The sequence below is a fragment of the Streptomyces sp. P9(2023) genome (genome assembly GCF_032436795.1).
In the GTDB taxonomy this organism is placed as follows: domain Bacteria; phylum Actinomycetota; class Actinomycetes; order Streptomycetales; family Streptomycetaceae; genus Streptomyces.
In genome coordinates, this window is sequence record NZ_JAUPWM010000916.1 from 1 (window position 1) to 229 (window position 229).

The window sequence follows — 229 nt, forward strand, 5'->3', positions numbered from 1 at the left end:
GTCATCGCCGGTCGGATCGTCCAATTGCGGATTATCGCAAGCGATATAAAATGTTTGCAGACCATCCACAGCCACCCACGCGCCATATTCCGCAACCGGATCGAACACGACCGCGCCGATTGAGCGAATATCGGAACCGGGCGTTTTCCCCCACGTTTCCAAATCGAGCATAATGTGAGTTATCATCCTATCGTCCTTCCGCAATCTTGGCACAAAAAGCCGGTATATT

Annotated in this window: 1 protein-coding gene; it reads right to left on the reverse strand. The window is 51.5% G+C overall.

Annotated features, from left to right (window positions below; all coding sequences use genetic code 11):
- On the reverse strand, positions 1 to 186 hold a 186-nt coding region (locus Q5762_RS40295), incomplete at its 3' end, for a 3'-5' exoribonuclease domain-containing protein (protein WP_399495681.1).
- Between the last annotated feature and the right edge of the window lie 43 nt (positions 187 to 229).